The organism is Pseudomonas sp. B10, assembly GCF_900156235.1.
Classification (GTDB): domain Bacteria; phylum Pseudomonadota; class Gammaproteobacteria; order Pseudomonadales; family Pseudomonadaceae; genus Aquipseudomonas; species Aquipseudomonas siliginis.
On the sequence record NZ_LT707063.1, the window covers coordinates 3,182,508 to 3,196,963 of the forward strand.

The following is a 14,456-nucleotide window of genomic DNA, read 5'->3' on the forward strand; positions in this document are numbered from 1 at the left end:
CACGTTTACTTGCGCAGCAGGCGCAAACCGTTGAACACCACCAGCAGGCTCACGCCCATATCGGCAAACACCGCCATCCACATGGTGGCAAGCCCGGCAAAGGTTACCGCAAGAAAGATCGCCTTGATCACCAGCGCCAGTGCGATGTTCTGTTTCAGGATGCTCGCGGTGTTGCGCGACAGGCTGATGAACGCGGGGATCTTGCGCAGATCGTCGTCCATCAGGGCGACATCGGCGGTTTCGATCGCGGTGTCGGTGCCGGCGGCGGCCATGGCGAACCCGATCTCGGCGCGGGCCAATGCCGGGGCGTCATTGATGCCATCGCCGACCATGCCGACCCGGTGGCCCTGCTTGTACAGATCTTCAATGGCTTGCAGCTTGTCGGTCGGCAGCAAATCGCCGCGCGCCTCGTCGATGCCGACCTGGTCGGCAATCGCTTGCGCGGTGTGGACGTTGTCGCCGGTCAGCATCAGGGTTTTCACCCCGAGTTCATGCAGCTGACGAATCGCTTCGCGGCTGGTTTCCTTGACCGTGTCGGCCACGGCGAACAGCGCCAGCGGGCCTGAGTTGTCGAGCAACAGCACCACGGATTTGCCCTGTTTTTCCAGCGCGAACAGCTTCTCTTCCAGTTGCGGCGAGCAAAGGCCCAATTCTTCAACCAGACGATGGTTGCCCAAGTGATAAGTCTGGCCGTTGATATCGCCTTTGACGCCCCGCCCGCCCAACGCGGCGAAGTTAACCACAGTCGGCGCAGCGAAGTTTTTATCCACAGCGGCGTTGGCAATCGCTAGCGACACCGGGTGATCGGAGCGACCGGCCAGCGCAGCAGCAATTGCCGGAGCCGTGGCGTCGGCGGTCGGGTCGAGGGACAGGTAATCGGTCTGCACCGGCTTGCCGTGAGTGATCGTGCCAGTCTTGTCCAGCGCCAGATAATCAAGCTTGAAGCCGCCCTCCAGATACACGCCGCCCTTGACCAGAATGCCCTTGCGCGCCGCCGCCGCGAGGCCGCTGACGATGGTCACCGGGGTGGAAATCACCAATGCGCACGGGCAGGCAACCACCAGCAACACCAGCGCGCGGTAGATCCAGTCGAACCACGCCGCGCCCATGAACAACGGCGGGATGATCGCCACGGCCAAGGCGAAGACGAACACCGCCGGGGTGTAGATTTTCGAGAATTGATCAACGAAACGCTGCGTCGGCGCCCGCGCGCCCTGGGCCTGTTCGACGGCGTGAATGATCCGCGCCAAGGTCGAATTGTTCGCCGCAGCGGTCACCGTATATTCCAGCGATCCGGCCTGATTGATGGTGCCAGCGAAGACTTTGTCACCGACGGTTTTTTCCACCGGCAGGCTTTCGCCGGTGATCGGTGCCTGGTCGATGGTCGAGCTGCCGCTGACCACCGCGCCGTCCAGCGCGATGCGCTCGCCGGGTTTCACCCGCACGCGGGCGCCGAGTTCGACGCTTTTTACCTCTTGTTCGCGCCAGTTGCCGTCGGCCTGCAAGACCGTGGCTCGCTCGGGAGTCATTTGCATCAAGCCACTGATCGCGTTGCGCGCGCGATCCAGCGAGCGTGCTTCGATCAGCTCGGCGACGGTGAAGAGGAACATCACCATCGCCGCTTCCGGCCACTGGCCGATGAGGATCGCGCCCGTCACCGCAATGCTCATCAGCGCGTTGATGTTGAGATTGCGGTTCTTCAGGGCAATCCAGCCCTTTTTATAAGTGCCGAGGCCGCCGCTGAGGATCGACACCAGCGCAACAATCGCCACCACCCAGTCGGGGGCAGCGCTGGTGAAATGAATGACTTCGGCGCCCAGCGCGGTCAGGCCGGACAGCGTCAGTGGCCACCAGTGTTTTTTCACCGCAGCCGGGGCCGGAGCATCGACACCCGCCTCCAGCGGCTCGGCGTGCATGCCGAGGGATTTGATCGCCTCGGTGATCGGCTCGGTGCCCGGCAGATTATGGGTCACGCCAAGCACGCGATTGATCAGATTGAATTCCAGCTGCTGCACGCCGGCCAGTTTTCCGAGCTTGTTCTGGATCAGCGTCTGCTCGGTCGGGCAGTCCATTGCCTCGATGCGGAAGCTGCTCAGGCGCGCGTCGGCGCTGGTTTTTTCGCTCAGTTGCACCAGGGCAGGCGTTGCGGCTTTCGACGAGCAGCAGGAATCTTCGTGCGAATGAACCGGGGCCGGCGCAGCTTTCGAAGCGCAGCAGGAATCGCCGCCGTGCGAATGTTTATGCACCGGCTGCAATTTATGACTGTGATCGTGGCCGTCGCCGGGCTTGTGGGTGTGCAGGGAATCACTCATTGGTCGCGTCCATGAAGGTGCCTGTTGCCAAGTAAAGACCCTGTAGCCACTATAGGGTCAAGCACCCTTTTGGAGATGGCCGTCATGAAGATCGGCGAACTGGCGAAACTCACCGACTGTGCGGTGGAAACCATCCGCTACTACGAGCGCGAAAACCTCCTGCCGGAACCGGCGCGCAGCGATGGCAACTACCGCGTCTACACCCAGGCCCACGCCGAGCGCCTGACCTTCATCCGCAACTGCCGCACCCTCGACATGACCCTCGAAGAAATCCGCAGCCTCCTCGCCCTGCGCGACAGCCCGCAGGATCAGTGCGAGAGCGTCAATGCGCTGATCGACGAACATATTCAGCACGTGAAGGCGCGAATTGATGGGTTGTTGGCGTTGCAGACACAACTGCTCGACCTGCGCCAACGCTGTGGCGAAGGGCCGGAGGCGGATCAATGCGGGATCTTGCAACGGCTGGAAGTGAGTGGCGGGGTTGTTGCAACCGAAGTTGAGCATTCCCACGTCGGCCGTAGCCACGGCCACTAAGCACACCGCAAAAACAAATGTGGGAGCGAGCCTGCTCGCGAAAGCGGTGTATCAGTCGACACATCTGTGACTGACACGCCCTCTTCGCGAGCAGGCTCGCTCCCAAAGGGATACTGCGGTGTGGTTTAGACCGCCATCGGCGCGGTCATCGGCGGATGGTGCTCATAGCCTTCCAGCGAGAAATCGCTCGGCTCGACCAGCTCCAGCCATTCCGGCTGATACACACCGGTCTTGGCAAACTCCGGCACGCGGTCGGAGATTTTCAGTTTCGGCATGGCAAACGGCTCGCGCTTGAGCTGTTCGTTGAGCATGTCCAGGTGGTTCTCGTAGACGTGCGCGTCGCCGATGAAATAGGTGAACCAGCGCGGCGTATAGCCGGTCAGGCGACCGATCAGGCTCAGCAGTGCGGCGCCCTCGGTGAGGTTGAACGGCGTGCCCAGGCCCAGATCGTTGGAACGGATGTAGAGGGTCAGAGAAATCTCTTTGGTCTCGACATTCGGGTGGAACTGGTACAGCAGGTGGCATGGCGGCAGGGCCATTTCATCGAGCTGGGCGACGTTCCAGCCGTGGAACAGAATGCGCCGGCTGCCCGGATCCTTGATGATCGTGTCGACGCACTGGCGTACCTGGTCGATCGCCTTGTACAGCACGACGTAGGCCTGGCCGTCCTCTTCGCCCTGGGCGATCTGCTTGTAGCCGTTGCTCAGGGTCTGTTCGATGGCAGCAGTGTTGCTCAGCGGGATCTGCTTGTACGCCGGCCACTTGCGCCATTGCACGCCGTAGATTTCGCCGAGGTCGTCGTCGCCCTGGCGGAACGGGTTGGCCAGCCACTGCGCGTTTTCGTTGGCGTTCTGGTCCCAGACCTTGCAGCCCAGCGCGCGGAATTCAGCGGCGTTGTTCACGCCACGCAGAAACCCGCACATCTCGCCGATGGCCGATTTGAAGGCCATTTTGCGCGTGGTGATCGCCGGGAAGCCTTCCTGCAGATCGAAACGCAGCATCGCTCCCGGAAAACTGATGGTGTTGATACCGGTGCGGTTGGCCTGCTTGGTGCCGTTCTGAATGACGTGCGAGACCAGTTCGAGATATTGCTTCATGAGTTACCTGTGTCCTTGGAGCCCCGGCGTCGCGCGCCGGGGTTCGTAGTTTAAGCCGTCGGCGCGAGCGGCGCTGCCGGGGCGCGACGATAGGCCAGCCAGATCAGCAACAGCCCGCCGACGATCATCGGCACGCAGAGTACCTGACCCATGGTCAGCCAGTTCCACGCCAAGTAGCCGAGCTGAGCATCCGGGACGCGGACGAATTCGACGATGAACCGGAAGATGCCGTAGAACAGCGCGAACATGCCCGAGACCGCCATGGTCGGGCGCGGTTTGCGCGAGAAGATCCACAGGATCAGGAACAGCGCCACGCCTTCGAGGGCGAACTGATACAGCTGCGACGGGTGACGCGGCAGTTGCGCCGGATCGCTGAACGGCGGAAACACCATGGCCCACGGCACGTCGGTGGCCTTGCCCCACAGCTCGGCGTTGATGAAGTTGCCGATGCGCCCGGCGCCCAGGCCGATCGGCACCATCGGCGCGACGAAGTCCATCAACTGGAAGAACGACTTGCCATTGCGCTTGCCGAACCACAAGGCCGCGAGCATCACGCCGATGAAACCACCGTGGAACGACATGCCGCCCTTCCACACTTCGAAAATCAGCGTCGGGTTGGCCAGGTACGCGCTCAGATCATAGAACAGCACATAACCCAGACGGCCGCCGACGATCACGCCCATCGATAGCCAGAACACCAGATCGGAGAGTTTCTCCTTGGTCCAGGTCGGGTCGAAGCGGTTGAGCCGGCGCGACGCCAACAGCCACGCGCCGCCGATGCCGATCAGGTACATCAGACCGTACCAGTGGATTTTCAGCGGACCGATGGCCAGGGCCACCGGGTCGATCTGCGGGTAAGGCAGCATTGCGACTCCTTGTTAGAGTTGAAAGCGAAATTCCCGGGCGACGCTGCCACCTCAGGATTAAGCCAGGATTGCCACGCGGTCAGAGCAGAAAGCTCAAACCCACGCAGAACAGCAAAGCGGCGAACAGCCTTTTCAGCAAGCGCGGCGACAATCTGTGCGCCAGACGCGCGCCGAGCCGAGCGAAGACCATGCTGGTCAGGGCGATGCCCAACAATGCCGGCAAATACACAAAACCGAGACTATGGGCCGGCAACAACGGATCGTGCCACCCCAGAATCATGAAACTTGCTGCACTGGCCAGAGCGATCGGCAGGCCACAGGCCGACGAGGTCGCCACCGCCTGCTGCATCGGCACGCTGCGCCAGGTCAGAAACGGCACGGTCAGCGAGCCGCCACCGATGCCGAAAATCGCCGAGGCCCAGCCAATCACCGTACCGGCGGCAGTCAGACCGAGTTTGCCCGGCACCGTTCGGCTGGCCTTGGGTTTGACATCCAGCGCCAGTTGCACGGCGATCACCAGGGCAAATACGCCGATGATCTTTTGCAGGTTCGGCCCGGAGATCGCTTCTGCGGTCAGCGCCCCGAAACCGGCACCGAGCAGGATACCCACGGTCATCCAGCGAAAAATCGCCCAGCGCACCGCGCCCCGGCGGTGATGCTCACGCACGGCGTTGACCGAGGTGAAAATGATCGTCGCCAGCGACGTGCCCACCGCCAAGTGCGTAAGAATCGACTGATCGAAGCCCTGCAAAGTGAAGCTGAACACCAGCACCGGGACGATGATGATCCCGCCGCCAACGCCAAACAGCCCGGCGAGCACGCCCGCACAGGCGCCGAGCGCCAGGTAGAGCAGAAATTCCATGACCGTCTCCAGCACTCGTCGGCAAAACAGGAGCGGCATGTTAACGGATGCGCAGCGTTCTGCTCCACTGGCGATGGATGCACGGACGCCGGATGCGTAGAGTGGGCAAAAAACACACAAGGACCACCTTATGTGCCTGATCGTTTTCGCTTGGCGCCCGGGCCATGCCCAGCCGCTGATCGTCGCGGCCAACCGCGACGAATTCTACGCCCGCCCCAGCCTGCCATTGGCGCCGTGGCCCGAGGCGCCGCATGTGCATGCCGGGCGTGATCTTGAAGCTGGCGGCACGTGGCTGGGGATCGGCGCCAACGGACGCTTCGCCGCGCTGACCAATATCCGCGATCCACAGCAGCCATCGGCAACCAAATCCCGGGGCGAGCTGGTGGCGCGCTTTCTTGCGGGTGATCTGTCGATTGACGATTATTTGAGCGATGTGGTGGGTCGTGCCGCCGAATACGCCGGGTTCAATCTGCTGCTGGGCAATGCCCATGAGTTGTGGCACTTCAATGCGCGGGCGTCAGAGCCGGTGATGTTGCAGCCCGGGGTTTATGGTTTATCCAACGCGGGGCTGGATACGCCCTGGCCGAAACTGCTCAAGGCCAAGGCTGCGTTGAGCGCGGTGCTGGATGATCCGCAGCCGGAGCGCTTGTTGACCTTGCTCAGCGATGCGCAGACCGCACCCGAGGCCGAGTTGCCCGATACCGGGGTGGGCATGGCGACGGAGTCGTTGTTGTCGAGTGTGTTTATTGCCAGCCAGAGCTATGGGACCCGAGCGAGTACAGCGTTGATCGTGCGAGCGGACGGTACGCGGCGGATGGTAGAGCGCAGCTTTGGGCCGTACGGTGGGCATTTGGGCGAGGTGGAGATTGTGGTTTAGCGGTGCCTGAACTGGCGCCTTCGCGAGCAGGCTCGCTCCCACATGGGTTTCGTGATCGATACGAATCCCTGTGGGAGCGAGCCTGCTCCGGGCGGCGTTCCGACGAAGAGGGCATCAGCCTTTTAGAGAGCCTTGGTCACCACCGGCGAATTCATCTTCGCCAACCCGAGATTCTTCAGCGCCAGTTGCAGCGAGCTGTGGATAACCTGCGGGTTATCGATCTTCATCAATTCCGCCAGCATCTCCTGGGCCTTGCTCAGGTTCACCTGGCGCAACATCCACTTCACCTTCGGCAGGTTGGTGGCGTTCATCGACAAGCTGTCGAAACCCATCGCCATCAACAGCACCGCCGCCGCCGGATCACCGGCCATCTCGCCGCAGATACTCACCGGTTTGCCTTCGGCGTGGGCGTCAGTGACCACGGTTTGCAGGGCTTGCAGCACCGCAGGGTGCAAATAGTCGTAAAGGTCGGCGACGCGCGGGTTGTTGCGGTCGACCGCCAGCAGGTACTGGGTCAGGTCGTTGGAGCCGACGGAGAGGAAGTCGACCATCCGCGCCAGTTCCTTGGTCTGGTACACCGCTGCCGGGATCTCGATCATCACGCCGATCGGCGGCATCGGCACGTCGGTGCCTTCGTCGCGCACTTCGCCCCATGCCCGGTGGATCAGGTGCAGGGCTTCTTCGAGTTCGTGAGTGCCGGAGATCATCGGCAGCAGAATCCGCAGGTTGTTCAGGCCTTCGCTGGCCTTGAGCATCGCGCGGGTCTGCACGAGGAAGATTTCCGGGTGGTCGAGGGTGACGCGGATACCGCGCCAGCCGAGGAACGGGTTGTCTTCCTTGATCGGGAAGTACGACAGCGACTTGTCACCACCGATGTCGAGGCTGCGCATGGTCACCGGTTGCGGGTGGAACGCGGCGAGCTGTTCGCGGTAGATCGCCAGCTGTTCCTTCTCGCTCGGGAAGCGCTGGTTGATCATGAACGGCACTTCGGTGCGGTACAGACCAACCCCTTCGGCGCCACGCTTCTGCGCCCGCGCCACATCGGCGAGCAGGCCGGTATTGACCCACAGTGGCATGCGATGGCCATCGAGGGTCACGCACGGCAGGTCGCGCAGGGTGTCGAGGCCCAGCGCCAATTGTTTCTCTTCTTCGACGACTTCGGCGAACTGCTTGCGCAGCACTTCGCTGGGGTTGGTGTAGACCTCGCCACGGGTGCCGTCGACGATCATTTCGATGCCGTCGACCTTGGCGTACGGCAGATCGACCAGGCCCATCACCGTCGGAATGCCCATGGCCCGGGCCAGAATCGCAACGTGGGAGTTACCTGAACCGAGTACCGAAACCAGACCGACCAGCGTGCCTTCCGGCACCTCGCCGAGCATCGCCGGCGTCAGCTCTTCGCTGACCAGAATGGTTTTTTCCGGGTAGACCAGATTCTGCTGGCGCTCTTCCTGCAGATAGGCGAGCAGACGGCGGCCAAGGTCTTTGACGTCCGAGGCGCGTTCGCGCAGGTAGGCGTCGTCCATCAGTTCGAAACGGTTGACGTGCTCAGTGACCACCTGACGCAGCGCGCCCTGAGCCCACTGCCCCGTTTTGATCACCGTGGTGATTTCGCTGCCCAGCGAGGCATCGTCGAGCATCATCAGGTAGACGTCGAACAGCGCGCGCTCTTCCGGGCGCAGCTGGGTCGCAAGTTTGGCGGACAAGGCGCGCATGTCGGCGCGCACGCCTTCGATGGCGGTCTTGAACAGCGCCAGCTCAGCGTTGATGTCGGTGATGGTCTTGTCCGGCACCACGTCCAGGTCCGCCGGCGGCAGCATGACCACGGCGGTACCGACGGCGGCACCCGGCGAACCCGGTACGCCGACGAACTTGGCTTCCTGAATGCCCTTGCCCTGCCGGCCCAGACCACGGATCGAACCGGTGGCCTCGGCGTGGGCGATCACGCCGGCAAGCTGCGCGCTCATGGTCACGAGGAAGGCTTCTTCACCTTCGTCGAACTGACGGCGTTCTTTCTGCTGGATGACCAACACGCCGACGACGCGGCGGTGGTGAATGATCGGTGCACCGAGGAACGAGGCGTAACGCTCTTCACCGGTTTCGGCGAAGTAGCGATAACGCGGGTGAACCGAAGCGTTTTCCAGGTTCAGGGGTTCTTCACGCGTGCCGACCAGACCGACCAGACCCTCGTTGGGGGCCATGCTGACCTTGCCGATCGAGCGCTTGTTCAAGCCCTCGGTGGCCATCAGGACGAAGCGATTGGTTTCCGGATCAAGCAGGTAGACCGAGCAGACCTGGCTGCCCATGGCCTCTTTGACGCGCAACACAATAATCCCCAACGCCGCCTTGAGATCCTTGGCGGAGTTAACTTCCTGGACGATCTTGCGCAGCGTATTGAGCATGGCTCGGGGTCGAACTCCGTCGTCAGTCGCGCGCTAAAAGGCGCGGGGCAAGCTCTTTGAGAGCGCGTCGATACACCTCGCGCTTGAATGTCACCACCTGGCCCAACGGATACCAATAGCTGACCCAGCGCCAGCCATCGAACTCCGGTTTACCGGTCAGATCCATCCGCACCCGCTGCTCGTTGGAGATCAGGCGCAGGAGAAACCATTTCTGTTTCTGGCCGATGCACAGCGGTTGGCTGTGGGTACGCACCAGGCGTTGCGGCAAACGATAGCGCAACCAGCCCCGGGTACAGGCCAGTATTTCAACATCTTCACGTTCCAGGCCAACTTCTTCGTTCAGCTCGCGGTACAAGGCGTCTTCCGGCGTCTCCTCGGGGTTGATCCCCCCTTGCGGAAACTGCCAGGCGTCCTGATTGATACGGCGAGCCCATAGCACCTGGCCGGCGTCATTCGTCAGAATGATCCCGACATTGGGGCGGAAACCATCGGGGTCGATCACGGCAACAACCTCGCAAACGCATGTCGCCGCATTGTTCCACAAAGCTTGATCAGGCGGCAACGAAGGTTCCTACCTTATGTGCACTCTTGTGAAAAGACCGTATTCTTGTCGCCTTTTTACTGACTTTTCAGCGGGTAACTGCAATGCGCCTGGCTTTATTCGATTTGGACAACACCCTTCTGGGCGGCGACAGCGATCACGCCTGGGGCGATTATCTGTGCGAGCGCGGCTTCCTCGACCCGATCGCCTACAAGGCGCGCAACGACGAGTTCTATCAGGATTACCTGGCCGGCAAGCTGGACAACGCCGCCTACCTGAACTTCTGCCTGGAAATTCTCGGCCGCACGGAAATGGCCGTACTCGATGCCTGGCACAGCGATTACATGCGCGACTGCATCGAGCCGATCGTGCTGCCCAAGGCACTGGAGTTGCTGAAAAAGCACCGCGATGCCGGCGACAAACTGGTGATCATCACCGCCACCAACCGTTTCGTCACCGCGCCGATCGCTGTGCGTCTGGGCGTGGAAACCCTGATTGCCACCGAATGCGAAATGATCGACGGCCGCTACAGCGGGCGCAGCACCGACATTCCGTGTTTCCGTGAAGGCAAGGTCACGCGCCTGAATCGGTGGCTGGAAGAGACCGGCTATTCGCTTGAGGACAGCTATTTCTATAGCGATTCGATGAATGATCTGGCGCTGCTGGAGCAGGTGGCGAATCCGGTGGCGGTGGATCCGGATCCGAATCTGCGGGCCGAGGCCGAGAAGCGTGGCTGGCCGGTGATTTCGTTGCGCGACTGAGATTGCTATCGCTGGCAAGCCAGCTCCCACAGGGTTCTCAGTGTCCACTTAATCTGTGTTCACTGAATACCCCTGTGGGAGCTGGCTTGCCAGCGATGGGGGTCAACTCGGCCTCAAGCCTTAAACCGGCTTCGCCCCCATCAACGCCGCTATGGCGACAAATCCGACGCCGCTGACAATCGCCAGGGCCAGATTGAACTTGCGATTGCCCACCCCGCTTGTCCACAGCCGATCCAGCCGGACCAGCAGCCAGACCGCACTGAATGTGGCCACGGCGTAGATCACGCTGGATCCCAGAATCCACAATTGCCCCAGTGGCCAGCCAACCAGATGCACCAGCCACCAGCCGGTGAAAGGCATGCTGAGCATGCCAATCAGCATCAGGCACCAGATAAACAGCCAGGGACGGCGCATCGTACTGGCCGGCCCTTCGCTGCGATTACGCCAGGTCAGGGCGGCGAGCCCCAGCCCGCTCGCGAGGATGACCACGGTCGCCGCAACGTGGAGGACTTTCAGGGTGGTCAGGGTTTCCATGTCGTTCTCTTCCGTAGATCCATGCCCATCAGCGTAGCCGTTCAGCCAAGAAACAGCTGATAGGCCGGGTTGTCGCTTTCATCCCAATACGGGTAGCCGATTTCCGCCAGTGCCGCCGGCACCAGATGACGTTCGTCATGGGGCACTTGCAGGCCGGCGACCACACGCCCGTCCGCTGCGCCGTGGTTGCGGTAGTGGAACATCGAGATATTCCAGCGCCCGCCGAGCTTGTTGAGGAAGTTGAACAACGCGCCCGGACGCTCCGGGAATTCGAAACGCAGCACCACTTCATCGACCACCTGCGCGGCGCGGCCACCGACCATGTGGCGAATGTGCAGCTTGGCCAGTTCGTTGTCGGTCAGGTCGATAACCGGAAAACCCTGCTCGGTCAGGCTCGCCAGCAAGGCGCTGCGCGGATCATTGTCCGGGTGAGTCTGCACGCCAACAAAGATGTGCGCTTCGCTGCCGGTGTTGTAGCGGTAATTGAATTCAGTGATCTGGCGCTTGCCGATGGCTTCGCAGAACGCTTTGAAGCTGCCGGCCTTCTCGGGAATGGTCACGGCGATGATCGCTTCGCGACCTTCGCCAAGTTCGGCGCGCTCGGCGACGTGGCGCAGGCGGTCGAAGTTGACGTTGGCGCCGGAGTCGATGGCGACGAAAGTCTGGCCGCTGACGCCACGCTGCTCGACGTACTTCTTGATCCCGGCCACGCCCAATGCGCCGGCAGGCTCGGTGATTGAGCGGGTATCGTCGTAGATATCCTTGATCGCGGCGCAGATCTCGTCGGTGCTGACAGTAATCACTTCGTCGACGTAATCCTTGCAGATCTCGAAGGTGTACTGGCCGATCTGCGCCACCGCCACGCCGTCGGCGAAGATGCCCACGGTCGGCAGAACCACGCGCTCACCGGCAGCCATCGCTGCTTGCAGACAGTTGGAATCGTCCGGTTCGACGCCAATCACCTTGATGTCCGGACGCAGGTACTTAACGTAAGCCGCGATACCGGCGATCAGCCCGCCACCGCCGACCGGGACGAAGATCGCGTCCAGCGGCTGCGGGTGCTGACGCAGGATTTCCATGGCCACGGTGCCCTGCCCGGCAATGGTGTGCGGATCATCGTACGGGTGGATGTAGACGTAGCCTTTTTCATCGACCAGTTTCAGCGAATAGGCCAGCGCTTCCGGGAACGAGTCACCGTGCAGCACCACTTTGCCGCCGCGCGAGCGCACGCCTTCGACTTTGATCTCGGGGGTGGTCTTGGGCATGACGATGGTGGCTTTCACGCCCAGTACTTTCGCCGCCAAGGCCAGGCCCTGCGCATGATTGCCCGCCGACGCGGTGACCACGCCACGGGCGCGCTCTTCATCGCTCAGTTGCGTCAGCTTGTTGTAGGCACCGCGAATCTTGAACGAGAACACTGGCTGCAAGTCTTCGCGCTTGAGCCAAATGTCATTGCCCAGCCGCTCGGAGAGCTGGCGGGCGTTCTGCAGCGGGGTTTCTACGGCAACGTCATAAACGCGCGAGGTGAGGATCTTTTTGACGTACTGTTCGAGCATCGGAAAGCATCACTGGCGATTGGGCGGGACCAGCGAGTCTAACCCGCCTTTTGCCGAGGCGACCACACTAAACAGGTGGTTTTAAGGTCTGGAAACCCATTCTTGAGTGAGCACTGTCGTGGCGAGGGGATTTATCCCCGTTGGAGTGCGAAGCGCTCCCCAGCATTTTTTCAGTTACACCGCGTTCCAAGGTCTTACGACGACTGCGTCGCCGAACGGGGATAAATCCCCTCACCACAGCTTGTTTCCCCCTCTACCACCGCGAGGCCTATAATGCCGGCCTTTCTGCCCAACCCTTGCCCGCTTCCGGAGCCCGCATGACCCAGGATCAACTCAAACAGGCCGTGGCCCAGGCCGCCGTCGACTTCATCCTGCCGAAACTCGACGACAAGAGCATCGTCGGCGTCGGCACCGGCTCCACCGCCAATTGCTTCATCGATGCCCTGGCCCAGCACAAGGGCGCGTTCGATGGCGCGGTCGCCAGCTCCGAAGCCACCGCCGCGCGCCTCAAGGGCCATGGGATTCCGGTGTATGAACTGAACACCGTCAGCGATCTGGAGTTCTACGTCGACGGCGCCGATGAAAGCGATGCGCACCTGAACCTGATCAAGGGCGGCGGCGCAGCCCTGACCCGCGAGAAGATTGTCGCCGCTGTGGCCAAGACCTTCATCTGCATCGCCGACGCCAGCAAACTGGTGCCGGTACTCGGCGAGTTCCCGCTGCCGGTGGAAGTCATCCCGATGGCCCGCAGCCACGTTGCCCGCCAACTGGTCAAACTCGGTGGCGACCCGGTCTACCGCGAAGGCGTGCTGACCGACAACGGCAACATCATCCTCGACGTGTTCAACCTGCAGATCACCAACCCGGTGGAGCTGGAAGCGCAGATCAATGCCATCGTCGGCGTGGTCACCAACGGCCTGTTCGCCGCGCGCCCGGCGGATCTGTTGTTGCTGGGCACCAGTGAAGGCGTGAAGACGCTGAAGGCTGAGTAACAGACTGCCCACTTGCCATGGGCTGATAAATAAACCTGTGGGAGCGAGCCTGCTCGCGAAAGCGTCGGGTCAGTCAACATATTCAGAGACTGATCAACCGCCTTCGCGAGCAGGCTCGCTCCCACAGTGTTTTGTGGTGTTGGTCAGTTTTGTGTGGGCTTCTTGAAGACGTAAAACAGATTCGGCTCGCTCACCAAGTACAACGTGCCGTCATCATCCATTGCAATTCCCTCCGCCTGCGGCACGGTTTTCTGCAAACCCTGGCGCCCGCCGCTGATCGACATGGTGCTCAACGGGCGCCCGTCGACATCCAGCTCGATAATCAACCGCGACTCGTCCGACAGCGCCAGCAAGTGCCCGCTGCGCTCGTCGTATTGCAGACTCGACAGATCACGCACGAACATCCCGGCATCGCGCTTGGGGTTGTTGATCACGTGCACCGCGTAGGTCTTGTCCGGTTTGAAATGCGGAAAACCGTGGACTTCGTAGATCAGCATCGGGTCGCGTTCTTTCGCCACGAACAGCCGCTTGCCCACAGAATCATAAGCAAGCCCTTCGAAACCCTTGTTGCTGGCCATGTGCACGCCCAAGGTCATCTGCTCGGCATCTTCGGCATCGAGGAAAGCGGTGTCGGCTTCAAGGTGGATCTTGATCAGGCGTTGCTGGCGCTCGTCGGTGATCACGTAAGTGTCGGCGCTGATGTACTCGACCGCTTCCGGATCGCCGAACCCGACCAGAGCGATGCGCCGCAGAATCTTGCCTTCCAGCGACAATTCGACCAGTTCGGAATTCTTGTTGGTCACGGTGAACAGACTTTTGCGCACCGGATCGTAGGTCAGCGCCGAAACGTCATCGTCGAGCCCCTCGATCGGCCTTGCTTCCATGGTCACACGATATTGATCCAGGCCGATCGCCTCGCTGCTCAACGGTTGCCACAGCGTGTGCAAGTTGAACCAGGCGCGCTCGAACAGGCGCAGGTATTGACCGATCGCGAGCAACGCGACCAGGGCAATCATCAAAAAAAGGATAACCAGCGGTTGGGGACGGGCAAGTCGACGCATTCAGGCAGGCTCGGATTCATGACAGGCCGATGAAATATCACGCCCGTCTGAATTGAAGCTT

General features: G+C 61.5%; 13 protein-coding genes. 4 read left to right on the top strand and 9 right to left on the bottom strand.

Going from position 1 to position 14,456, the window contains the following annotated elements; translation table 11 throughout:
* Positions 1-5: 5 nt before the first annotated feature.
* Positions 6-2,312 (bottom strand): heavy metal translocating P-type ATPase, encoded by a 2,307-nt coding sequence (locus tag BXA01_RS14465; protein WP_076564468.1) that lies wholly within the window; start codon positions 2,310-2,312, stop codon positions 6-8.
* A gap of 84 nt (positions 2,313-2,396) precedes the next feature.
* On the opposite strand from BXA01_RS14465, the gene cadR reads away from it, so the two are divergent.
* A complete protein-coding gene (cadR, locus tag BXA01_RS14470; RefSeq protein WP_016772685.1) occupies positions 2,397-2,846 on the top strand; it encodes a Cd(II)/Pb(II)-responsive transcriptional regulator in 450 nt (149 codons plus the stop codon).
* Positions 2,847-2,971: 125 nt separating this feature from the next.
* On the opposite strand, the gene BXA01_RS14475 is transcribed toward cadR, so the two are convergent.
* From BXA01_RS14475 to BXA01_RS14485, 3 genes are all read right to left on the bottom strand, one after another.
* Positions 2,972-3,943, bottom strand: a complete 972-nt coding sequence (locus tag BXA01_RS14475; protein ID WP_076564469.1) for a thymidylate synthase — start codon at positions 3,941-3,943, stop codon at positions 2,972-2,974.
* A gap of 50 nt (positions 3,944-3,993) precedes the next feature.
* A complete protein-coding gene (gene lgt, locus BXA01_RS14480) occupies positions 3,994-4,809 on the bottom strand; it encodes a prolipoprotein diacylglyceryl transferase (RefSeq protein ID WP_016772683.1) in 816 nt (271 codons plus the stop codon).
* A gap of 79 nt (positions 4,810-4,888) precedes the next feature.
* On the bottom strand, positions 4,889-5,671 hold the full coding sequence (locus BXA01_RS14485; RefSeq protein WP_016772682.1) for a sulfite exporter TauE/SafE family protein: 783 nt from the start codon (positions 5,669-5,671) through the stop codon (positions 4,889-4,891).
* A 130-nt stretch (positions 5,672-5,801) separates the two neighbouring features.
* On the opposite strand from BXA01_RS14485, the gene BXA01_RS14490 reads away from it, so the two are divergent.
* The gene (locus BXA01_RS14490; protein ID WP_076564470.1) at positions 5,802-6,548 is read left to right on the top strand and encodes an NRDE family protein; all 747 of its coding nucleotides are present in this window, start codon (positions 5,802-5,804) and stop codon (positions 6,546-6,548) included.
* A 122-nt stretch (positions 6,549-6,670) separates the two neighbouring features.
* Here the strand turns inward: BXA01_RS14490 and ptsP are convergent, their stop codons facing one another.
* Positions 6,671-8,950 (bottom strand): phosphoenolpyruvate--protein phosphotransferase, encoded by a 2,280-nt coding sequence (gene ptsP, locus BXA01_RS14495; RefSeq protein ID WP_024014698.1) that lies wholly within the window; start codon positions 8,948-8,950, stop codon positions 6,671-6,673.
* A 22-nt stretch (positions 8,951-8,972) separates the two neighbouring features.
* Positions 8,973-9,452, bottom strand: a complete 480-nt coding sequence (locus BXA01_RS14500) for an RNA pyrophosphohydrolase (RefSeq protein ID WP_003229203.1) — start codon at positions 9,450-9,452, stop codon at positions 8,973-8,975.
* Positions 9,453-9,595: 143 nt separating this feature from the next.
* On the opposite strand from BXA01_RS14500, the gene BXA01_RS14505 reads away from it, so the two are divergent.
* Positions 9,596-10,252: an HAD family hydrolase gene (locus tag BXA01_RS14505; protein WP_076564471.1), complete on the top strand. Its 657-nt coding sequence runs from the start codon at positions 9,596-9,598 to the stop codon at positions 10,250-10,252.
* Between the two features lie 120 nt (positions 10,253-10,372).
* On the opposite strand, the gene BXA01_RS14510 is transcribed toward BXA01_RS14505, so the two are convergent.
* Together BXA01_RS14510 and ilvA are read right to left on the bottom strand one after the other, a co-directional pair.
* Positions 10,373-10,786 carry a DUF2269 family protein gene (locus tag BXA01_RS14510; RefSeq protein WP_076564472.1) on the bottom strand — a complete coding sequence of 138 codons (414 nt, stop codon included), beginning with the start codon at positions 10,784-10,786 and terminating at the stop codon, positions 10,373-10,375.
* Between the two features lie 41 nt (positions 10,787-10,827).
* Positions 10,828-12,342 (bottom strand): threonine ammonia-lyase, biosynthetic, encoded by a 1,515-nt coding sequence (gene ilvA, locus BXA01_RS14515; RefSeq protein WP_071172186.1) that lies wholly within the window; start codon positions 12,340-12,342, stop codon positions 10,828-10,830.
* A gap of 317 nt (positions 12,343-12,659) precedes the next feature.
* Here ilvA and rpiA point away from each other — a divergent pair, with 317 nt between their 5' ends.
* Positions 12,660-13,334, top strand: coding sequence for a ribose-5-phosphate isomerase RpiA (gene rpiA, locus BXA01_RS14520; protein ID WP_007913886.1), 675 nt, complete (start codon positions 12,660-12,662; stop codon positions 13,332-13,334).
* 143 nt (positions 13,335-13,477) lie between these two features.
* On the opposite strand, the gene BXA01_RS14525 is transcribed toward rpiA, so the two are convergent.
* A complete protein-coding gene (locus BXA01_RS14525; protein ID WP_076564473.1) occupies positions 13,478-14,395 on the bottom strand; it encodes an SdiA-regulated domain-containing protein in 918 nt (305 codons plus the stop codon).
* Positions 14,396-14,456: the final 61 nt, after the last annotated feature.